Raw genomic sequence first — 23,297 nt, forward strand, 5'->3', positions numbered from 1 at the left:
AGTGGTTTACATATTGACAGTGCTCCAGTATGGTGTCTGAATGAGTGCAGGATTGGCCGACAATAACGAAGGGTCAAAAGGCCAAAAGTATTTCTTCGCATTAAACTGCGCCTGGTTCATTTTACTCTCCGGAAATTTATAGATGTTAAAATTCTTGTATAACCGCACCAGATCGTAATAGCGATGGCCTTCCAAAAACAGTTCGCGCGCTCGTTCACTAAAGATGGCCTCTTTAAGCGGTTCTTCGTTTTTATAGACCTGCAGTCCTGCTTGCGTCCGGATCTCATTCAAGATACTTTCAGCAGCACTGTTTTTGCCCGTTGCGGCCAGTCCCTCCGCCATCAGCAGCTTGATGTCTGAATACCGAAAGATGATGATGTTATTTTTAAATATGGCATTGTAATTTGAGGTATTACCCGAGTACTTTACATTTGCATATTTTGTACACAATGCATAGTTACCGCTATAAGCCACATCGAATACACTTTTAAAGCGCTTGTCGTTACTGTCTTTAAAAAGCGTTTTCAGGTAATCCTGACTGATTCTTAACATCGGATCTGTAAAATTCCGAAAATAAGGTCCCGCCAGTGAATAGTACCCTATCCCCCTATTAGTCCCTTCGTTTTCACCATTCTGGGCGATCTCGAAGATACCTTCATTGGATTTTCCCTGATAGATACCGCGGTAGTTGAGGCTGTCCCGTCCCACAAACGAATATTCGCCACTTTCCAGTACCGATTTAGCCGCCGCTATGCAATCGGCGTATTCGCCTCTCCAGGCACTCAGGTGCGCCTGTAGGGCAAGTGCTGCACCCGTATTTGCACGCGTTGCAAAATCATTTTGGTCGATATTGCTCCATTTCAATAACGTTAGTGCCTTGGTTAAATCTGCCTGACTCTGATCCAGCACATCGCTCTCTTTTCGGGCAGGCAGATTGACCGCATCGATCGGCGCTACAGATTCGGTTATGATGGGCACCGTACCCCATACCCGCGCCATATAGAAATAAGCAAATGCGCGCACAAAATAAGCTTCGCCGATGTAATAATCGCGTACCGACACGTCGTTAAAAACATTTTCATCCATCTTGGGCAGCCTTTGGATCACGCGGTTGGCCTGGTCTATGACCTGATAAAAGATATCATAGCGCCGCAGCTGATACACGGGCCGCCAAGTTTCCAACGCCGGTACGGATATATTGAGCTGCATATTTACAAGCGGATTAATATCGACATCGGTCGAAGAAGATATTTCGTCCGACAGTAGATCGCCATATACATAATAGGCCATCCCATTACCCTGATTTAGGGCCTTCCGCAGCAGCGCATACATGGCATTGGTTGCACTATTGGCATCTTCCTGCGTTTTCCAGAAGTTCTCATCTGTTGCCGAACTCACAGGCTCAATGTCCAGAAACTTGGAGCAGCCCGAAGCGAGATACATGAAAGCACTCAGCACTAAAAACAATATTTTTCTTTTCATCTCTAATTAATTTTAAGCCACCGTTATGCGATGGAACTGACACGATTAAAAGGTAACATCCAGGCCTATAGTCCATTTCTTAGGGATCGGATATCCGTTACCCGTTGAATAACCGTTGGCTTCCACCGCTTCAGGATCTGGCACCGTCGACCAAGACTTAACAGCCACATTATCCACCACCCCGTACACGCGGAGCATTTTCAATTTAAGCTTCTTTATGATGGCCTGTGGGAACATATAGCTCAGCTGAATATTTTTGAGGCGTACAAAACTGGCATTTTCCACAAATGTGCTGTTGGCGATGTGCCAATTGTCGACCGTATTGTGAAACAGCGATGGGTATTTGGTCTGATCCCCATCTTTCATCCAGAAGTCGCTGGGGTTAAAATCGCCAGCAATGGCCGAATTGGTACCCCAGGTCGAATACAGGTTGGATGAACCCGCATCCTGCAATTTGTCCGACATATAACCGTTCCATAATGAGCGTCCAAACACAAAGCTCACCAGTGTGGATAAGCTAAAATTCTTGTAAGAAAACTGGTTGATAAATCCGCCTACGAGGTCAGGATTCGGATTTCCCATATCAATTTTGTCGTTGTGGTCGATGGTGTAATCTCCATTCACATCCCGGCGGCGCGGATCGCCGGCCTGATATAAATCCTTCCTAAAATGCGTGAGTCTTTTTCCTGTCAAAGGATCTACAGGTACATCTGCAGTGGTCGCATATACTCCATCCACATCCCATACTTTAAACGGGAAAATAGGCTGACCTACGTTCAGTGCACGTTGCATCCATACCGGTCCCACTTGTATTTCCTGCCCACCGCCAGGGAGGCTGGTGACATAGTTTTTATTGTAAGCAATATTGAAATTGGTGGTCCACTGGAACTCCGACGACGGAGCCATATTGCGTGAGATAAGCGTCATTTCTACCCCACTGTTTCTCACACTGATAAAATTGTTGGAAACCGTGCTGTATCCTGAGGTCAATGGCATGTTCAGATCGTAAACCAGCTGTTTGGAGTCGCGCACATAAAAATCGGCAGTCACGGTAACGCGATCGTGCAGGAGGTTCATATCAAAACCGGCGTTAAATTGCGGCGAGCGCTCCCATCGGATCGTCGGCGAGGTTGCTGCCGCGCCATAATTAGGCGCTACAGTAGGCTTGCCATTATAGGAGAGTACCGAACCACCAATACCATTTTCCAATACCGAGCCAGCGTATGAGGCATCAAAAGTCAGCCCGGTATAGCGCGCGTAGTATGAGCCCGGGTCACGTCCGGTAACGCCATAGCTACCCCTAATTTTGAAAAAGGATATGGCATTTTTCACCCCCTGGAAAAAGGGCTCTTGCGAAAGCACCCAGCCGGCAGATATTGACGGAAAAATACCCCAGCGGTTGTCCTTGCTGTAACGCGACGAAGCATCCATCCGGTAACTGGCAGAAAGCAGGTACTTGTCTTTGTAATCGTACCCAAAACGACCGAATACCGATACACGCGAGCGCTCATTGATGGAAGTGGTGGCATAAAGATCGGGTCCAGAAGGGATACCCGTTACGGTTTTTACATAATTCCCATTGTCGTTATAGCCATACATATAGTTTGCATTGGACGTATTGCGTTCAATACCGGTACCCAACACGGCACTAAAATTATGCGTATCGCGAATGCTCTTGATGTAGTTAAAATAGGTTTCCCATTCCCAGCGTTTATTTTGGTTCACCCAATTCTGAACAAAGTTTCTATTGCCTGTCAGCAGTTTGGGACGAAAAAGGTCGCGCGTATTGTTGTTGACATTGAACGAAAACTGCGAGCGCAGGGTCAAGCCATTGATCAGAAACTTTTTAAGCGTTCCGGCAAAGTTACCATTCAGGCTGAACGAGTTATCGCGGTCCATCATGCCATCGTAGCGCCCCGTATAGATCTGTTCGTCCACGTCGGTTATCTGATAGAAAGACGAAGGAAAGCCCCAGGTACTAAATGGGTATTTTGTATCGTCCCCCGAGCCATGTTTTGCTTTTGTAAAACCTGCGAACAAGTTGGTCTCAAACTGAAAATTGTCTGTCGGATTGGCCTGCAACATGAGGCGCGGCGTCAGGTTTTCATTTTCATAGCCCATCATTACACCCTGCTCATAGTAGCGCTGTGCCGAGAAACGGTATAAAAACTTTTCCATGGTGGCACCGATACTCATATTGACATTGTTGATGTTGGCCGACTGCAGAAAAAGCCCTTGCCAATCCGTATTATTGTTAAATGCAGGGTTTAAACTATCTGTCAACATCGGACTGATCGAGCCGTTATAATACCAGTCGTAGGCCCCACCCTGATAAAGCAGATTCATCTTCAGCCGACGCTCTGCTGCGCCCACGGTGATGGGCTTCATGGCCGGACGGCTCGAAACCCCGTTGTATGCCGAGATCCTGATTTCGGGTTTACCCACTGCCGGACGTTTGGTTTTGATGATGATGACTCCATTTGCGGCACGGGCACCATAGATGGCCGATGCCGAGGCATCTTTTAAGATATCGACCGATTCGATATCGTTGGGATTGATAGCCTGCAACGGGCTTGCATTTCCGTAAGCCGCCTGTATATCGCTCACATCGTAAATAATATTGTCGATGACATACAAGGGGGCCTGCAGCTGATTATCGGCCAAGCCGAGGTTGCTCGTTCCGCGGATATTGACGATGTTATTGGTACCCGGTTCGCCCGATGTACTCAATACTGTCAGACCCGCCACACGTCCCTGCAACATGGCGTCGAAGGTGGCGTAAGGCGTATTTTCAAAATCCTTACCCTTCACGGTAGTGATGGCCCCCGTCGTTTTGCGCCGCTGCACATCCTGATAGCCCATTACAACGACCTCATCGAGCCCCGTCCCATCTTCTTTCATGGTAATCTGAATGGTGTTGTCGCCATCACGCAGCTGTTTTTCTTGCCGCACATAGCCGAGGGAACTAAAAATCAAGGTTGGATTTGCCGATTTCAGTTTTAAGGTAAATTTTCCATCAGCACTCGTTTTGGTCGCATTGCTGACGCCTTTCTCTAAAACACTGAGATCAGGCAGAGGGGTGCCTTTTTCGTCTTTAACGATCCCCGTGACCGTTCTCTGTTGTTGCGCATACAGCTGTTGACATAGCAACAGCAGCAACATCAAAATACCCGTTAGGCATTTTTTTGGAAGATTTTCATACATAGTCATAATTTCGTTAAGCAGATGTTCAGTTTAGCATACTGGCAATCACACATTAGATCCCTGGGACAAACGCGATCCTTTTCGCAAAAAGGATAGTAGCAGCATGTTAAAAATTGATTAGTTCTTCTTTCTGTAACAAAAATAGTACTTCGAAATAGTGGATTTCGGTCAGATCTTACCCACTCATTCTAACATTTTAACAAAAGAAAAAGCTGGGATCCAAGGGGGTATAATTGCGTCAGACGGGGTATAAAAACAGCGAATCCGTCTAGCTAAGCGATGGATAGATACCTTCGTTAGCTAGACGGATAGGGTTGCAATTAGCAAAGCGACTCGTCAATAAGGCCGCTGCTGAAAAAGATAGAATCAAATTGTCAGAAGCGACTATAAAGTCGGCTAATCGTATAAGTAATTTCTGTAGTTGCGCACATATATCTTCGGCGATATGCCCAATATACTGCGAAACACACGATTAAAATTGGTGATGCTATTGAAGCCCGAATCGTAGGCAATCAGCGAGATCGAATCGTGCCTACCCAGCCCCAGCAATTTACAGGCTTCGCGGATACGCAGTTCATTCAGGTAGGCGATGAATGTTTTTCCGGTGCAATTTTTAAAATAGCGGCAAAAGGCGTGTGGCGTCAGGTTTGCTTTTTCGGCGATTTCATCCAAACTGATATCCTCTTTAAAGTGCTCTTCCAAAAATTGACATAGTTTCTCTATGCGGAACGGTTTGGAGATCTCTCTTTTGGGCAATTGTACACCCGAAAGCGGTTCCAGTTCGGTGAATACTTTGCTGAGCGTTTTTAATAAATAAAAGAAATTGACGAGCTGATCCAAAAAATCAGACTTTTGCAGGACTTCGATGTATTGAGATACCTCTGCATGAAGTTTGGGTGGAACCCTAAATCCGCGCTGGCATTTATGCACAAAATCGAGCAGGTTTCGGAGTTCGGGCATTGTCGCCATGGTAGACAATGCACCTTTGGTGCTAAAGAATAAAGAGATCGAGCGCACATGGTCGCCTGCAAAAAAACTTTTAAAAACATGGGCCTGATTTGTTCCCAATAGAAAAATGTCTCCCGGCTGAAATTCATGTACATTATCGTCCACCAGTAGCTGGCCGATACCTTCCTTTATCCAGATTAATTGGTATTCTTCATGACGATGCATGTATGGATAAAACTTATCCAGCACATCTTCTTGAATATAGATAGATTTGTCCTGAGGGGCAGGAACTTTAAATTGAACTGGCTTCATAACAAGTTAGATTAGTTAAATGTCAATATGACATTAAATATAAACAAGCCATTTCACTGTTGCAATACCTGAACCAAAGATGTTAAAATACGGTGATAATTGGTTACAATCTGCACACAATAAAAATCACTATCGGCTTGCTACCCAGCCCCGAGCTCTTCGGCCAGCAATTGTAAGCTTTGGTTAGCTTCTTCAAATCGTTTCAGTTCAACCGCATAGGATTCAGTAACCGTTTCGAGCAAGGCAGTTCCTTCCCTAATGTCAAGGTACGCCATCACCGTATCTCCACCCCACATCCAGTCAAAAATAAGGGCATAACCATCCAAAACATGGCCTTCCAGCTGTTTTAAGAGAGCTAGCATCGGCAAGATTTCATGATAGTTTTCACTGAAGTTCAGCACGGCAAATGTCCAATGTTGCCTCTCCTCATCATAATGCTCCTTCGCACCATAAAATGGGTCTTTGAGCAGATCATCGAAGACTTCACGAATACACGAATGTGAATAACTTGGGATATTTTCCAAAGCAGTTTTGCTGTACATCTGCCGGCTCTCCCACCATTGCGACCAATTATCATCTTTTTTTGGAGAAATCGGTTTTGAAGCAAAAAATGCATTCAATTTGGATTTTTCAATGTGAATGCTCACGTAAAGGCTATCCAATTCCATACAATCATTCTACGACATTGTTAACTTTTTTAAACCCTACCGCCCAGCGAGTTTTATCTTTCCATCATCGCCAAAATCCGCGCTATCCACTACCCTTTTAAGATTGAGCTGCTTTATAGACAAGCCTTCCTGCAGGGGTATACCCGTAGTGTTTACCTTAAATAAGGGATAAGATAGTGGCTTTTCAGCCCATTCCAACACATAATGGTAGCCATCTACAATCTTCTGCTGATCGTCGGTTTTGAGGATTAAGATATTATGAAAAGTTTGCTCCGGTTTGGCAGGATCACTATTCGGTGATATACCCCGAGCTTTATAGGTGGCGATAAACTTATAATAGTGGTACTTCCCATTGACCGGATTAAATATTAATTCCCGACTATTATTTTCCGCAACCAGATCCGAAAAAGACTGCTCAAAATTGTCCAGTAATTTGTAATTAAAATCGGTATTGAGCTTATTGGCGACCATGACGTACGTCTTTGCATCTTTACCGGCGCTATTCCCCTGCGTTTGACTTTGTGCGTGCAGCGAATAGCCACTGAAACAGGATAACAATACAATTATTAAATACTTCATACGCTAAAATATTAAATTTTGGGCAGTATTTGCCCAACTGATGATTAAATAGACATTTCTTCAACAATAGATACGTTCAGTATAAACCTTCTTCATTCGGCCGACATCTCAAACCAACGCTTAAAATCAGCAGCATCATACCGGCTAACCATTACATCCTCTTGCTGGGCATAATTATCTTTTAAGTCGATCGTCAGCACCCCATTGGCTAAAGGCTTGTATCCTTTTATAATAGTTCGATTGACGATATAACGCCGGTACATCAGATAGTATTGATCGTGATCAAGTACTTTCATCAGGTTGTCGAGACTATAGTTGTGGGTATACTCGCGGCTTCCGTTTAAAGTAAGCAGCCTTTTGTCATCTGCCGAACTTTTGATAAGCGCAATCCCATGCAGCGGCACGTAATTATCTTCGTAACCATACTTTACTTTGAGACAGGAATCAAGACTAACCGCATCCGAAATATCGTCTACCCGTTCTGCCTCCGCTTTCAGCTGCTGCTCTTCGTAGGTAACAATGATTTCCCGAAGGACTGTTTTTTCCATTTGCGCTTCTAAGTATTGATCTTTTACAAATCGGGCAAACCGCATCACATATATCACCATAAAGAGCAGATTCAAGATGAACATAAACAAAAACAGAAAACCAAACTGGTTGGACATGTAGCGCATAGCGACCCGCCAACCTTTTTCGTTTAATGGTAAAAACAGCAGTATGGCGAAAGTTACCGTGAGCAACGAAGGCAATACCCACCCGTAGAGAACCTGCCTGATCAGCCTGGGCTTAAAATCCGTCAGCCAAGAAAGTTTCCTATCCATGTACTTATTGAACATATGCATACCGCTAAGCACCGCCATCGCGATCGATGCGGAAAGAAGCCAGTACAGATAAAATTTCGGTGCAGAATACCGCGCATCGAAAACAAGAAACGCGCCCGGCGAACAGAAAAAATTACCCAATAGAATCGCCAAAAGTAGCTGGAGTCTAATCGGTAAGTAGTTGACATGGATCTCGGAATGAAAGGTTTCGATAAGCTTTTTAGTCTGCATAAAAATTGTGGAATTGATTAAGGCAACCTAAAATAACTAATTTATCAAATAAAAAAACAAAACAGCCTTACAGTATTTCGTCACAACTGAAGAAATACTGCCTTATTTCACTGTAAGAGCGCAGTGCGAACTACCGTTCATCCTATAATTTCATTTTTATAACATCCTAGAAAACCCTCTGTAGACAGTTCTAAAGCAAGATTTAGACATTTGTTCTATACCATTCATTCCGATGCCAACATTTTACCTTGACTTCGAGGAAAGACCTTGTTAATTTTATAATAGCATAATTCATTATTGGATGAACAATTACAGCAATGCCATTTGGTGCAGACCGAATGACGATGTACCTTAAAAAAATAAGTTATGATCCGATCGTTGAACCAACTGGAAGATGCCATTCTTGCTTATGGCATACTGCAGGATAGCCCAAATGGGAATTATATACCAAGTGACGAAGCGATCGTCATCGCCTGCGATGCGCTGATACGCGATTCGGAACAGCTCTATATCAGTCACGCGAAATCGCGCATGGCCAAAGAATCTTTTCGCCGCTATTACACCAAATTCAGGCTGTTATTTGACAAGCTTTACCTGTACAAGGCCCAGCAGCCGGATGATACCATTAAAAAACTGCACGAGAGTATTAGCCAGAGCATTGAGCGCTTTAAAGAGCATATGAATCCTTCGGAAGAACTGCCCATATACGACCAACAGCTGCTCAAATCGAACAGCCTCACAAAACTTGCTCAATTATCGGCGCACTTACAGGCCAAGCAGCTCGACGAAAAATACCTTTTAGAAATCCAATATGGTCTAAATAGCCTGTTTGACGAGCATAAGCCGCCCAAGCTCCTGTACTACCATGTCGAATGGTTGGCAACTTTCCTTTCGGCACTAGAAAGCCTTGCCCATGATAAACGTGTCAAGCATTACGCCAAACGTTTTATTGAGTTACTGATCCGCTACAACTTTAACTATCTCGGCTTATGCAACCGGTGGCATGAACAGCTCGAAGCGCAGATCGATACGCTCCCCCGTTCGGAAAAGCTGTCTATACTGCTGCTTATGGAAAAAGAAATTACCCATTATCATCCCCTGCCGATGCTTTATTACGACATTGAGCAACCCCATCTCAAAACAATGATGAATGAATACATTTGGGCCGAACTGGATTATCTTGAAAAAATGTCGAAACTGGCATCGGTAAACAATGATTCACGCCCTGAGATTCCCGCATCTTCCAATGGGATCCATACGACGCTGACGGGCGAGGGTCTTACCTGCCTATTCCACTATTGCAGTAAAGTGGGCCTGTTTAAAAATAAGCATAAAAGTGATGCAGCCATTGGCGTAGCGCAGCATACCGTTACCGATCGCGGCAACCGCATCACGGCCAATCAGCTGGCCAAATTCAACAAATTTGAGCATATACTCAGTCTCTATATGATCGAAGATAAGCTTAAAGAAATGCTGCATTGTATAAAAAACGACATTGAAGAAGTGGAGCGAAGAAAATAATGGCCTTTTCAAAAAAACTTGGGGGATTCCACTTTATCCCCCTCCAGTGGCGGCAGCTCCTGCACAGCCTATTGCCCCCAAAAACAGCACGCTGCATCCTTTGCATACGCTTCTCCCGCTGCTCTCGGTTATACTAGCAGTAACACCGCCATATCCCCAATTATATCATTAACCATTGCTCTAGCTGCTTTAAAAGCAGTTTGCTTGGCGAAATCCTTCTATATAAGATTGCTCTTTGTTGTCGTTTCTTTGCTTTCAGACTTACACAGTATACACCATGAAAGCGAAAAAGATTACCTATCAGATCATCGTCATTACACTGATGGCACTTTGGATCCCGATCAGTCTGGACAAGTTTATCGACTATGAACTGTTCAAGTCTGCGATGATACAACAGCCGTTTAGCGACCGTCTGGGAATTTTACTTGCCAATACCTTACCTACGATTGAGCTTACGGTGGGCCTACTGTTTATCGTACCCAAGATGAGAGTATGGGCATTTGGACTCTCCGCATTGCTGATGGTGGTTTTTGTTGGCTATGTAAGCCTAGCGGTCTTAAACGTATGGGGCAAAATCCCCTGCGGATGCGGCCTTGTATTCCATCACGTGGGCTGGATGGCGCATCTGTGGCTTAATATCGGATTTTTACTGATCAGCCTAATCGGCTTGCACCTGGAGTTATCCGCGTTTAGAAATTACGGTTCAAAAAATAGCAATAATAGCCATAGTGGAGGTCATCATCCCATACCTATAGCGATAAATTCAGAAGCTCAACATATCGTGAAATTGAAAACCAGTGCTAGGTTAAAAAAAGAATAGTGTACCCGATTAACAGCGGAACTTGGATTCGAGGCTAATCCAGGTGAAGGGCGCGTCTGCCAAAAGACACTTATGGTGTTCCAGCGCTACTGTCGATGGCTACGTACAGAAAACCGACGCAGCGAAGGGACAAAAAAGAAGTTTAAAAAATTAAAGTAAAAAAACTCAAAAATTAAAGACATGAGAAAATCAGTTAATTTTATTAAAAAACACGGTTTGGCCGTATTTGCCATGACACTTTTATTAGGTTATGGAGGTTTTAGTTATGCAAAATCGATGTTTGCGACCAATTGGTATTTAATTCAGAATCAAGGACCAAATCCCGATGACGACACCATTGGTGCTGTAACGATGGATCCAAGCCAAGGCGGGGACTGTGAAAAAAAGACACACCCCGAGCGTTGTGCCATCCAGTTGCAAAATAACAATAACTTTAATCTAGACGGAGTGCAGGTTTCAGCTGCTAAAGCCCTTCCCGGTGTATCCGAATTAGATCGCACAAACTACAAACCATAATTTTTAAAAAAAACAGCCCCATATCTAACGATATGGGGCTATTTTTTTAGCGTGGAAATTGAGTAACTCTTGAATTAATAATAACGTTATTGGGTACCAAAAATGTATATTTCAAGTCCTTTGCTTTTAAGGTATACCCTTTACCTGCTAAGGTACGTTGAAGTTCAATATTTCGGTTCTCTATAAAATTAAAGCGCCTTAGATCGATCCATCGGAGCCCTCTTATCAGTAGCTGTTTACGCCGTTCCAGCAATACCAAATCCAACGCCGCGCTTTGGCCCAAATCGCTGTATCTTTCATAGGTACCTGGCGCAAAACGTGTTTCCAACAACTCATTTAACTTATCCAAACCCAACTGTACCTGCCCTACTCTGATCAAGCATTCCGCATAAATCAAATACATTTCGTCGAGCGCCAAGCCCGTAAACACCCCTCCGAATCCCAAATATGAACCTTTAAAAGAATACATTCCATCCTGCTCCAATTTAAAAAACAAACTTCTTCGCAGATCGTTCTCTGCATATAATGTCATCAGCTCCATATTTATTCTACCTTTGGCAGGCACTATAGATTCGGTTGAATAGCCCTGGTCATTAAAAATAATCTCTGTATTTCCAATTCCATCACTAGGAAAAGTATAACGCTTGGAGGTTGAAAAATCCTCATACCTTAATAATTTCTCCTTACCTCCAAAAACATCTTTCACTACTGCCAACGCTTGATTATACTCACCCATGGAAAGATAAATACGAGCCAACAATGCATTAGCTGTACGTTTTGATGGTTGATAAAAATCAGTAAATTCAGTACTCAACAATTGTTGTGCAGCCAGCAGATCGTCAAGGATACTGGCGTAAGTTTCAGCCACAGAACTACGTATTGATACTTCCTGTGGGTCGGCAGACTTGCGTAAGGGCAAACCATAAGCCTTATGTTCCTCATCCCCTATGGGAGCTGCGAACTCGCTAGCCAGCTGGAAGTTGGCATTAGCCCGATGGAACAAAGCCTTTCCTTTAACCTGATCGTACACGTTTGCATTAGCGGCAGTACGCTCAATTTTAGCAAGCCCTTCCAAGATAATATTAGCTGATAGAATGCGCTTGTATCCATAGTTCCAATCCGGACATTCCGTCCCGATAAATCTATCATCTTCCCAGCGATAAGCATTTTTTTCACCAAAAGTCGTGAGCAGATCCCAAGCACTTTCACTTAAGGTAAATTCTTCTCCCGCCGCTGTACGCATAGCAGCGCTACTATTACCACTAAAAAGAGTTTCATCACCTAAGAGTAAGTTGAAATCATTCAAAGATTTGGGGATTACCTGCTTGCGGTCTCTTTTTATATCCAGAAAATCGGGATTGCAAGCACTATTCAAGGCAACGAGCAATCCTAGTATAATTATTTTTTTCATTTTTTTACCATTCTAATTGAAAACCTACTGTATACGTTCGGGGTGCTGGATATGCTGCTGCTGCCGCATCTGGATCCACTCCGACCTTATTGGCCCTATAGAGGATGCCAACATTACGTACATAGCCGAAAATATTTAATCTCGCCTTTTTGGCCATTGGCAGTTGATAAGATAACCGCACATCCGACAGACGAATAAAATCACCTTTTTCAATCATCAATTCCGAATTTGCATATAACGCATCTCGATACAGATCTACGGCAGCAGGTATTGCCGGAACAGTGGTAATCAGTTCGTCACCCGGTGTTTGCCATCGGTTCAAGTAGTCCTGATGTCCGATTCCACTGTAAAAAAGTTTAAAATAGTCGATTGTGTTACGACGAAAATAAAAGCCATTTTTCCACTCCAGATTGGCGCTTAGTTCGAAATTTTTGTACGCGACCTGATGGCGCATAGATCCCTGATAAGGCGGGAAATTTGGACCTATAAATATAATATCATCCAAAGTCGCATTTGTTGCATACTTCATATAATTCTGATCACCATCAGGGGTTATAAGCTGGCCATTTTCAGCACTGATACCGTTAAACTTCCAAGCATACAGCGCATCGCGGCTATAGCCAACACGGGGTTGTGCATTGCTTACCATTTGTGCCATCGTTATAGCATCATTCGCCATATACTTGGTCACTTTGTTTTTCGTCATGCTCCAGAGAAGATTGATATCCCACCTGACTACACCCTGCAACGCTTTTACAGCGAAGGTGAGGTCAACGCCATTTGTACGGAGGTTAGCATAATTGATCCTATTATCAATATAGTAACTCGTTCCTTCGGGTGATATACCCGTACTGGGATCGAGATAATTCGGCCCGATCAGGTCTTTGCCCGACTTAACGTAGTATTCTACCGACCCTGACACCCGTTGCTGGAGCACAGAAAAATCGAGACCAACATTCAAGGTAGTCAGTTTCTCCCACCTCAGATTAGGGTTTCCGGCACTTGTCAGCTTTGCATATGGTAAACCTGTCGTCAGGTTGGCACTACTGATCCGCATGGAGGGATATGCACTGATCGTATTATTCACATTTCCACTATAACCATAGGTGGTACGTAGGGTAAGTTTATCCAACCAGATCGCATGATCTTTCAATAGGGGCAACAACTGTTCGGACAGGCCAAGTGACCACAGCGGTACACCCCGCTGGTTAGTCTTCACGCCAAAAAGGTTCGAGGCATCCCAGCGGATACTTCCGCTAATACCATGCGTGCTGTTGAGCAGATAGGTCGCATTGGCAAAATAAGAGATAAAGCGATCCACGGTAAAACGTTCTTCAAACGGGGTTGCCGGGATCAAGCTTGCCCCATTAGGCCGCATTGCATACTGTTTGCTGTAATCGATGTTTGTCAGGTATGTTCCATTATCGGCATGATAGCCGTATAGACGGTACCCGATATCCCGGCTTAGTGTATTTTGGCTGATCTCTGCGCCAGCTAGCGCGACCAATTGATGATCCATACTCCATTGCCGCGTATAGTCTAACTGAATCCTTCCATTATGCCCAATAATCTCGCTGTTTTGCCCATCCTTGATTCCACCGAGCGGGACCACTCGTGTGCCATCTGCCTGTGTAAACTGGTTGATCAGATTGCGAACAAAATAACTATCAGCATCATAAAGATTCTGCTGCTTTACGGCCTGATGCTGGTAACGGTACTTTAAATTAACAGAAAAGCCACTTCCCATTCTATAATTCAAACCTGTACCGAGGGTAAGCTGTTTTGAAAAGGAACTAATATCGCGCCTATTGCGGTCTACAAGTGGGTTAAATGTCCAATCCAGTAGTCCATTACTTTCGGCGCCGTCGCGATAGGCGTGGTTAAACTGATAATTTAGGCTTGCGGGCGTGCCGTCTGTATTTTGTAAAAAAACATAAGGAGACAACCCTGAGCCCGAAGCTGTGAGCTGCTGTAGTCTATAACCATTCTGCTGTTCCTTATCTGCTGCGTAACGCAAGTACGTATTAACTGTCAATCGATTACCAATTTTTAAATCGTGATCGATGTTGAAGGTCAGTCTCTGGTCGCTATTGCCAATGATCGATTGTGGATTACGGTCGTAGCTGCCTGAAATAAAGTAGCTGCTCTGTTGGGCGCCTCCCCTAGCCTGTATCGCATAGCGCTGGCTTAGCGCATTTCGGTACAATAATTTTTTGGCTTCCTGGCGTATGTCCTGCTGCTGCATATGCGCTTTGATCGTTTCAAAATCTGCTATTGCAATGTCATTAGCATCGCGTTTAAATAACAGTCCGACATAATCGGGGATATAAAGAGATTCCATGTTGTAATAGTTTCCCTTGCCATACAGGTATTCTTCTACCTCCATCATATCCTTAGCAGGTAGAAACTGCCTACTGTAGAAAAGGTCAGGCTTTTGTGTCAGCTGCCAATTATTTTGGAAAGACAAGCTGAGCGGCGCACCGAGCCTTCCTTTTTTGCTCGTCAGGACGATCACGCCATTCCCCGCCTTAGCTCCCCATATGGCCGCAGCCGCGGCATCTTTCAATACAGTAACACTTTCAATATCATTTGGATTGATTGCATTGATATCGCCCTCATAGGGAAAATTATCTAATATCACCAAAGGTTCGGTCGAAGATTGAATGGAACTTATTCCCCGCACGCGAAGTGCGTTGGGGAATTTATTTTCACCCACACTCAGACTGCGGTCAAACTGCAGACCACTGGTGACGCCTTCCAAGCGGTCCAGGATATTGCCGGCAGGATTACGCGTGAGCGTTTTCCGATCTACGGTCGCAAAAGATCCCGTCAGCATATTCTTATTCAGCGTATAGTAACCTGTATTGACAATAACCTCGTCCAATTGATTTTCGGCGTATCGCAACTGTATCGTTCCTAGATCCCGCGTCTTTCCTAGCGCTATCGACATTGGAGCGTAGCCCACCATCGTAATCCTGATCTGTTCACTTTTCTTTTTGTCGAAAGAGAAATAACCGGACGAATCTGTTTTGAACTGTCTTTGATCAGGAAAAGTTGCGATGGTCGCTCCCGGTAGACTTGCACCATGACGACCTATCAGACGACCAAAATATGTCTGTGCCAGCACAACCTGTGGTGCCACGACAAGAAATAAAATAATATAAATATATCGCATGGCACCTCCCTAATTATTAATAACTAAAACAGGCACGGGCTTTTTCTCTATTTCCACTTTCAGTCCATAGGTATCCAAAAAGGCTTTCAATTCTTGGGGCGTTAGTTTGGACTTGGTAAAATACCATCGCGGCAATTCATATGCATACGGAAAATCCTTTGGTAGCCCTATGCGGTTAAAAGCATTATCCACATCGATGTGATATCCATCTGTTTTGTTCAGCAACGCAGCTATGACAAGCGAGAGCTTATGTTCATTATCTTTTTCCTTGGACGGGTCATATTGTAGGTATTCGTCACCTGCACGTTTCTCGAGCGGACGGCTAAACAGCCTCTTGGTTTCCGAAATGGATTTGCTCGCGCTGATGACCGGATAGTTTATTGGCGGGGTCAGTCCGATGTGCACATCCCAGCCTTTCGACTTTTTCAGATACTCGGCCCAATAGTGCTGCAGCAGAGCGAATCCCTTTTCCTTTCCCAAGGATTTTGGGATACGCATTTCATAACTGAACAAGTTTCTTTGAGACCAAGCCTCGTATAGCGAATCTTTAGCATAAGCGGACAATCCTTTCAATTCTTTGGGATCCAATGCCAAATATTTTCTATCACTATCTTTAAGATTATTTTTGATCGCGCCATTATCTATATTGTAAAATCGGAAGATCCTATTTTTAAAAATATCATAGAGCAAGTAATCAACTGTTAAGTTTATGCCATAGAAGACGAGACTGTCTTTAGTCTCCGAAACACCACTTATTTCAATCGCGTATTCTTCAACATACGCTCCGATTTTGAAATATTTTTTAGTGTAAACAACTTCTGTGGGAGCATTATCTTGAACAAAGAGAGATCGACTTACATCTGGCAATTTTACATTCAATGCATTATACATTTTGGGCATCCCACCATCCAACACATTCTTTAAATTCTCAACGGTGGCGTATTTTGCATAAGGCTTCGCAATTACCCGCCCGTCTTTGATCCATACCATATGTGGAATAGAACGCTTGGGAAAATACTTCATCAAAAAAGTATCCGCATAGATTGTCTGGTGGTTCCATTTAAATCGGTCCATCAAATGCTGAAATTTATTTATAGGTTCGTAATTAACAGGTACAATAGTAATTTTGGTTGTATCCAGATCGGGCAGGATTTCATGCAGATGCATAAGCGAACCCAGGCAGGGTCTACACCAGCTAGCCCAAAAATCAAGAATAATCAGCTTATCCCGATCGGCCTCCAGATTGCGCGTAAATGTTTTCTGACTGACCCAATCGACAAAGCGGTTCTGATACGCAAAGAATTCATCAGGTATACGATCACCGATATATAATGATTTGGCATTTGGGACAACCATTGGCCCATCGGCCCCGCTGTCCTTGCGGGGCGTCTGAGCGGATAAACTAAACATAGAAACTAAACATAAAAACAAGCAAGTCAAAATGATGCGATAGGCACGCTTATAATCTGCAACAGATAAAAAGCATTTTAAAGCCCGCTGAGCAACTGGACCTATTAATCCAAGCAAAGTATCAAGTTGTAATATAAGGGAGGCACACATCGCCTTAAAAGACCTTAAAACATACCGTTTAGGTTCAACTGTATTGGATGACACAGTATCTACTACTAATTTTTCAACCAATACCTGCTCAATAGGTAACCAATTCCCACCTTTCTCCCAGCATTGCTCGAATTTTCTTCGGGTGGGCTTCGGGTCTCCTTCGGATAAAATACGAGTAACGGTAAAGCAAAACCCGAGGCCGACCGCATGAAAGGCTGGAGTTGGGGCGAAGTTGGTCAGGCAAAAGTCCCTAGAAGATGATACCTCTCCCCCTGGTCGGCTGGCCTTCGGCTCAGCTTTGGGATTTCTTTGGGACATGTTCGAGACATGGTCGGGGGCTCTTCGACTCGGCTTCGGCAGGGCTTCGACAGCGCTTCGGGTAGGAGTCGAAGCGCAGTCGAACAACAGTCGAAGCGTTCCCGAAGAAGAGTCGACGTTGGTACGAAGCAGTGTCGAACGATCCTCAAGCAAAACCCGAAGGCTGCCCGAGGAAACGGCTGTTTTTATTCGATTCTGAATTTCACTAGTATAGCGCTTTTTTAGTCTAACATTCTTACGCAACAGTTGCGTAAATCGCGCTATAGCTGCACTTGAGCAGTGCTTCACAGGTACTTTAAATATATAGATTATACAGCCCATTACAAAGGCTAAGAATTTCAGGATATTCATTATTTAGTTTATTAGTGGTTTTGAGAAAGCTTATAAAAAAAATCGAAGATTTCCTTGCTACTTTCGAGCTCGCAAGCAATAAATCTGTTGCTTCGGAGAAATGAAATTTCTACCTCCGATAGATTGATCTTTTTGTAATGAATCAGAAAATAAGCCATTACCATGCGAAACAATGCAACGGAGAAATTCTGTACATCAGTTGTACTGATAGTAGGATTAACTCCCCTTTCTCGATCGAAATAAACAGTCAGCAATTCTACTAGATGATTGCGACAAGTGTCCATATCATACTTAGTCCAAAAATCTTTGATACATGCTACTGGATCATACTCCAGATGATGGATTTCGTACATGGCCAGGTCAAAGGCGACGAGTTTTTTAAAAAGCTCTTTCATTTTTTTAGGCTTTTGAGGGCGTGTATCGGCATATATTCTTCGGAAAAAAAGGATAAAACGATCCCCTATCGAACCCAAAGTCTCAATACAGCTGATACACTGTTAAAAATTTAATTAACTAAACCTCAGAATGCCGTTTTACTCTTTTCGTTACTGGTTATATAATATGATCGTCACGGACATCCACAATGATAGGAAGAACCGACCCTTTATTGTGTTACGACAAAATTTTGAATAGAAATTTGTCTTCGAAGAAAAGTTTTCCTAAATTTATGTTGCAAAACAATTATCTAGTACTAGCCATCTTCTTGCCTTTTATTCTCTATTTAAATATTGAAGTAATGGGTCGGTGGCAGACACGTTTAAGGGAAGTATGGCAATTCTGTTGAACAGAGATGCCCAGTCATTTTGTTGCTCCTCTCCTTTTACGTGCTGAATATCTTAACACAACCTTTAATCCGGCGCTCGGATTAAATTTTTGAAATGTTGCTTGGCGGAATACCGAGTATTTCGATCCTTGATCTGATACTGGTGAGTTAGAATTTTAACTGGTGTCGTTCTCATAATATAGTTTTTTATCGATGAGACATCAACACTAGGAGGTATTAAAAGGCAAAGCCTTACTGTACTCACTCCTAGTGCTTGATAAACGACCACCACTAAAAGTTTTCCAGTAAGGCATGCCCCTCCCTAAAGGAAGAATACAAATATAGCATTTTCCTTTGAAAGGGCAGTTCTTACCGTCCCGAAGGTGGTCGTTAGTCAAGCTTCGAGTCTCGTAATATAATTAATCGCGAAATCGATCGCGTCAATATTGTTCAACTATTGAATACAAATATACTCAATAGTTTCTTTATTACAAAATATTAAATCAAAGAAACTAAAAATAATGAATCATAACATTGATAATTATATAAAAGATAAACTACAAAAATTAGGCTGGGAGGATAAAAATCTGGTCGAAAAAACAGGCCTGTCTAAAGGTCAAATTAGTAAGCTTAAAAATGGTCACGTGGAGCGTTTAACCGCAGAAGTATTTTACAAAATATATAAAGCTTTCGGTGATTCCTGTGCAAAAGCTACAAAAGTCGTTTACCCTGATTTGAATTTCAAACTAGATAAATATGTACCGAAAGCACGTAATGAATTTGGGCAATTTATGAGTCAATTTGAGACAGTCAAGAATTCTCCAGAGGAAATAGCAACGAAAACTGGAATTGACGAGAATAGAGTAAAAGATCTATATTTCCGGAAAGCTGCTCTCGAAGCCTATGAATTTTTATTAATTGAAAAGGCTGTAGGTAAAAAACAGGGAGAATTGTTTGAAGAGTTTTTCGGCAAATAAGACATATTCTTAATGGATGAAGTTAACAAAAGCAAAATTAATCGCTAAAGTCAAGGCTCCTTTAGAAAAACTAGGATATATATTTTTTAAAGACCCCATTTCCAGTGCGCAGGGATTTTTTTCAAAGAAGTTAGATAATGGTCTCTACTTGACCCTAGGTTTAACCATTTCCAGATATATGGAGAGCAATTTTACTGGATCTTTTTATTATTCCAAAACAACCCGATGGGCAGCGGTTTGGGATGATATCCCGGAAGAAAGTTACGTACGCCCAGGCTTCTTGATGTCAACAGAAGAGCGGAAAGTTTATTTTGACAATGAAAATGAAAAATTGTGCGATTATTGGTGGGATGGTTTTGATAATTCCTCGGTCGCTTCTTTTATCGAAGTCATCAAACTCACCGAATCGAGATTGTATGAAGACCGATTGTTGACAAAAAGGATTGAAGATAGCCGCAGTGTATCTCAATTAAAAAATTACGCTGATGAAGTAAAGAAATTGGTCGCCGACATTGAAAAACTGAATTCCACATACTCTTATTTACCAGATAAAGAAGTAAACGGATTACCTATGCGGTGGTTTAAAACTAGCGAGTATGTCTTAAAAAAACAGAATGGTATACTCAATAAGAATACGGTTAAAAATTTGGCATCTGATGCTTTTATTCAAAGTACAATTGACAACCTTTCAAACATAGGAATAGGAAAATAATCAGCTATTTTCTCATATCCCTTATTGTAGCATTATGATTGTACCGTTTTCCATCTTTTTGGCCACTCCTGACCTCAGTAACACTATGAATTTTATGATTAGCTACTTTTTCGGAAAGCACCAATTTCCGAAAAACTTTTCTAAAAGTCCTATTCCATCTTCTTTTATCTTGCTTTTCAGACTCTGAAGTGGTAATCCCGAATATTTTAGTTTTTCGTACCGATCGAGACATAAATTTACCGTTTGACACAAATATACCATACTTTAACCTACTAACTATTACGAGACATCATAAAAACGAATAGCAGAATCTCTAAAGAAGTGCAATGGCAATACAACTTTCCATCAGCTCAAAGGCGAAGATACTGGTATCTAGTATCTCTATGAGATTAATTTTGAGATTTATAAGTGGTCTTTGAAGTGGAAAGACCTAATACTTACACACGTAGCATATAAGTTGAAAATAATTTAGTTTAGTATAGTGTTTTAAATTGCACAGTTTGTTAACTTTATAGAAATACAGAAATTTAGTAAAGGCCATATAAATGAGATATCAAAATAACTGATATCGAAAAGTAACGATTTAACTTTTAAACTACAATAACCATGGGGATGATCCAAAGCTATCTACGTGTTGATAATGACACGCTTAATGCTTTTATTGAAGACAGTAGCCGCCTAGAAGACATTATTTATAGTGATGACATTACCAATAATGAAAACTTCCTTGACTTGGATAAAGCATGGGAAGGTGTGTTTTTTATAATCACAGGTCAAAGTTTGGCAGAGGCTGTTGAAGAAGAAGCTCCGCTTCTAGGTATACTTATGGGACCTTTGGAAATTGACCCCGATCAAGATATTGGCTATGGTCCTGCAACATATACAACCGCAGAACAAACTAGAGTTATTTATAACACGATAATAGAACTTACAAAAGAAGAACTCTCCGCCAACTATGATCCTAATAGGATGGAAGAAGAAGGTGTTTACCCTCATATTTGGCAGGATGATGAAGATGCATTGGAATATCTTCTGGATTATTTTGACGACCTCAAAGACTTCTATAAAAAAGCAGCGGAGAACGGAGAAGCTGTAGTTACCTTTTTGGGATAAACTCATTGCTGATTAAAAAAAAATAAGAAATATCCTTTTTAAGATGAGCCTTCAAATTTAGACTAACGATCATGAAACATCTAATATTTACAATACTTTTCTTACTAATATACTCAATAAGTTACGGCCAAACCACAGTTAAAGAATCAAAAGCATCGAATGGAGTACCCATTATGTTTGTTGATAGTGTACGAATTAGCCAAGCAGACCTGCAAAAATACAAATCTGATGATATAGCCACGGTTACTGTCTATAAAGACAGTACCAAATTTAAACATCTAGACAGTAATGCGATTGGAGCCATCTATATTGAAACAAATCAATTCAGCAGAAAACGCTTCCTTAATTACTTCAAATCTAAATCATCGGAGTTCAAGAATCTATTGGCGTCCAAGCAAAGCGATGACAGCTTTCAGTATGTTCTTAATGGAGAAGTTCTGAGTAAAAATTATGAGGGTAAGCTATCCGCTATTGATGACAAAAATTTTAAATCCATAACAATTATTCGTAAGAATGAATTTGTGAAGAAATATGGAGAAACAGATAAGGCTTTGGGGATAGTGATCGTCTCGGACGTTCCTGAAAACACCTCTGCAGTGAAAAAGTAGCTTGAGCTCAAGACGAAATAAACTTTTCTACTTAAGTAGACACAAATTCAAAACAATTTACAGATAACAGCATAATGGCATCTAAACAATTTAATTCTGCTTTTCAAAACATCTTAAAGTATTGTGAAAATTCTAAACTGTATTTAGGAGAAGGAAATCCTAATGCAAAAATTCTTATAATAGGTAAAGAAATAGGCAGAGCCCATGAAAAAGAACAAATTCTTTCCGTTGAGAACTCAAATGTAGAGAACGATTCTAATTTACGATTTTGGCGTGAACGTTTTGAAAAAGAGTACTTGAATGGCTATCTAAATGAGATTACAGAGCGGTTTAAAAATAAACCAAACTCAACTTGGATCAGCTATCAGAAAATTGTTGATTCAATTATCAGTACTGAATCAAATGAGAAAAAGCACGATTTTCTAAATCATACTTATATTACTGAACTGAGTCAAATACACCTCCCCTACAGCCGTCAAACCACTAATTATGAGCTAATTAATGCAAGACGAGAGAGTATAGATCAACGTAAGAAAATGTTCAAACAGGATTTCTATCAAAATTTCCCAATTGTTGTCATGACTTGTGGACATTATCCTACTAGGGATTTTGACTTTGACATCGAAGATACATTTAATGTAAGATGGGATCAGAAGACTATAACATTATCCAAAGGAAACTACTACAACCTCCATTATGGAAAAACCAAATTAGGGGAAGAGAAAATCTTGATCCATACCAGGCAAGCTAGTTTAGGTGTAACAAATGAATTGTTGACAACAATTGGAAATTTATGTAGAAGATTTTATAAAAGTTCTATTGAAATATCGAACTGAAGCTATTAAATAGACGAAGCTAACAAAAAAACTAAACAATAAAGTCGAGACATCTTTAGAAAAATTAGGATATATATTTTTTAAAGAAGCCATTTCTAGTGCGCAGGGATTTTTTTCAAAGAAGTTAGAGAATGTTTTCTACTTGATGTTAGGTTTAACCATTTCCATATATGAAGAGCAATTTTGTTGGATCTTTTTATTATTCCAAAACAACCCGATGGGCAGCTAGTTGGGATGACATCCCGGAAGAACGTTATATACGACCAGGCTCTACAATGTCAACAGAGGAACTAAAAATTTATTTTGACACTGAAAATAAGATACTAAGTGATTATTGGTGGCATGCTTTTGATGATTAATCAGTCGCTTCT

General features: G+C 41.8%; 19 protein-coding genes. 9 read left to right on the plus strand and 10 right to left on the minus strand.

The features are described 5' to 3' along the window. Window positions 1-6 precede the first annotated feature (6 nt). The 6 genes from QE382_RS18700 to QE382_RS18725 form a co-directional block, all read right to left on the minus strand. Entirely contained in the window at window positions 7-1,482 is a 1,476-nt protein-coding gene (locus tag QE382_RS18700) for a RagB/SusD family nutrient uptake outer membrane protein (protein WP_293886786.1), read from the minus strand. 45 nt (window positions 1,483-1,527) lie between these two features. Beyond that, a complete protein-coding gene (locus QE382_RS18705) occupies window positions 1,528-4,686 on the minus strand; it encodes a SusC/RagA family TonB-linked outer membrane protein (RefSeq protein WP_307187258.1) in 3,159 nt (1,052 codons plus the stop codon). A gap of 396 nt (window positions 4,687-5,082) precedes the next feature. Then, on the minus strand, window positions 5,083-5,946 hold the full coding sequence (locus QE382_RS18710) for an AraC family transcriptional regulator (protein WP_293955589.1): 864 nt from the start codon (window positions 5,944-5,946) through the stop codon (window positions 5,083-5,085). A gap of 140 nt (window positions 5,947-6,086) precedes the next feature. After that, a complete protein-coding gene (locus QE382_RS18715) occupies window positions 6,087-6,614 on the minus strand; it encodes a hypothetical protein (RefSeq protein WP_307187259.1) in 528 nt (175 codons plus the stop codon). Window positions 6,615-6,650: 36 nt separating this feature from the next. Then, on the minus strand, window positions 6,651-7,193 hold the full coding sequence (locus QE382_RS18720; RefSeq protein WP_307187260.1) for a hypothetical protein: 543 nt from the start codon (window positions 7,191-7,193) through the stop codon (window positions 6,651-6,653). A 92-nt stretch (window positions 7,194-7,285) separates the two neighbouring features. Continuing rightward, window positions 7,286-8,245, minus strand: coding sequence for a LytTR family transcriptional regulator DNA-binding domain-containing protein (locus QE382_RS18725; protein WP_307187261.1), 960 nt, complete (start codon window positions 8,243-8,245; stop codon window positions 7,286-7,288). A gap of 366 nt (window positions 8,246-8,611) precedes the next feature. Here QE382_RS18725 and QE382_RS18730 point away from each other — a divergent pair, with 366 nt between their 5' ends. The 3 genes from QE382_RS18730 (at window position 8,612) to QE382_RS18740 (ending at window position 11,102) form a co-directional block, all read left to right on the plus strand. Then, entirely contained in the window at window positions 8,612-9,766 is a 1,155-nt protein-coding gene (locus QE382_RS18730; RefSeq protein WP_307187262.1) for a hypothetical protein, read from the plus strand. Window positions 9,767-10,043: 277 nt separating this feature from the next. Next, entirely contained in the window at window positions 10,044-10,586 is a 543-nt protein-coding gene (locus tag QE382_RS18735) for a MauE/DoxX family redox-associated membrane protein (protein WP_307187263.1), read from the plus strand. A gap of 180 nt (window positions 10,587-10,766) precedes the next feature. Next, window positions 10,767-11,102: a hypothetical protein gene (locus QE382_RS18740; RefSeq protein WP_307187264.1), complete on the plus strand. Its 336-nt coding sequence runs from the start codon at window positions 10,767-10,769 to the stop codon at window positions 11,100-11,102. Between the two features lie 46 nt (window positions 11,103-11,148). On the opposite strand, the gene QE382_RS18745 is transcribed toward QE382_RS18740, so the two are convergent. From QE382_RS18745 to QE382_RS18760, 4 genes are read right to left on the minus strand one after another with little or no spacing between them, the layout of a single operon-like run. After that, entirely contained in the window at window positions 11,149-12,513 is a 1,365-nt protein-coding gene (locus tag QE382_RS18745; RefSeq protein WP_307187265.1) for a RagB/SusD family nutrient uptake outer membrane protein, read from the minus strand. A 4-nt stretch (window positions 12,514-12,517) separates the two neighbouring features. Then, window positions 12,518-15,688 carry a SusC/RagA family TonB-linked outer membrane protein gene (locus QE382_RS18750; protein ID WP_307187266.1) on the minus strand — a complete coding sequence of 1,057 codons (3,171 nt, stop codon included), beginning with the start codon at window positions 15,686-15,688 and terminating at the stop codon, window positions 12,518-12,520. Window positions 15,689-15,697: 9 nt separating this feature from the next. After that, on the minus strand, window positions 15,698-17,917 hold the full coding sequence (locus QE382_RS18755; protein WP_307187267.1) for a TlpA family protein disulfide reductase: 2,220 nt from the start codon (window positions 17,915-17,917) through the stop codon (window positions 15,698-15,700). Between the two features lie 11 nt (window positions 17,918-17,928). Then, on the minus strand, window positions 17,929-18,312 hold the full coding sequence (locus QE382_RS18760; protein ID WP_307187268.1) for a hypothetical protein: 384 nt from the start codon (window positions 18,310-18,312) through the stop codon (window positions 17,929-17,931). 889 nt (window positions 18,313-19,201) lie between these two features. Here QE382_RS18760 and QE382_RS18765 point away from each other — a divergent pair. The 6 genes from QE382_RS18765 (at window position 19,202) to QE382_RS18790 (ending at window position 23,285) form a co-directional block, all read left to right on the plus strand. After that, window positions 19,202-19,657 carry a helix-turn-helix domain-containing protein gene (locus QE382_RS18765; protein WP_209576258.1) on the plus strand — a complete coding sequence of 152 codons (456 nt, stop codon included), beginning with the start codon at window positions 19,202-19,204 and terminating at the stop codon, window positions 19,655-19,657. Window positions 19,658-19,673: 16 nt separating this feature from the next. Beyond that, window positions 19,674-20,369 (plus strand): hypothetical protein, encoded by a 696-nt coding sequence (locus tag QE382_RS18770; protein ID WP_209576260.1) that lies wholly within the window; start codon window positions 19,674-19,676, stop codon window positions 20,367-20,369. Between the two features lie 606 nt (window positions 20,370-20,975). Continuing rightward, entirely contained in the window at window positions 20,976-21,482 is a 507-nt protein-coding gene (locus QE382_RS18775; protein WP_307187269.1) for a YfbM family protein, read from the plus strand. Window positions 21,483-21,553: 71 nt separating this feature from the next. Further along, entirely contained in the window at window positions 21,554-22,090 is a 537-nt protein-coding gene (locus QE382_RS18780; protein ID WP_307187270.1) for a hypothetical protein, read from the plus strand. Window positions 22,091-22,164: 74 nt separating this feature from the next. Then, complete coding sequence (locus QE382_RS18785; protein ID WP_307187271.1) at window positions 22,165-22,926, plus strand: hypothetical protein; 762 nt, start codon at window positions 22,165-22,167, stop codon at window positions 22,924-22,926. 170 nt (window positions 22,927-23,096) lie between these two features. Next, complete coding sequence (locus QE382_RS18790) at window positions 23,097-23,285, plus strand: hypothetical protein (RefSeq protein WP_307187272.1); 189 nt, start codon at window positions 23,097-23,099, stop codon at window positions 23,283-23,285. Window positions 23,286-23,297: the final 12 nt, after the last annotated feature.

Origin of the sequence: Sphingobacterium zeae, from assembly GCF_030818895.1 — a bacterium.
Taxonomy (GTDB): domain Bacteria; phylum Bacteroidota; class Bacteroidia; order Sphingobacteriales; family Sphingobacteriaceae; genus Sphingobacterium; species Sphingobacterium zeae.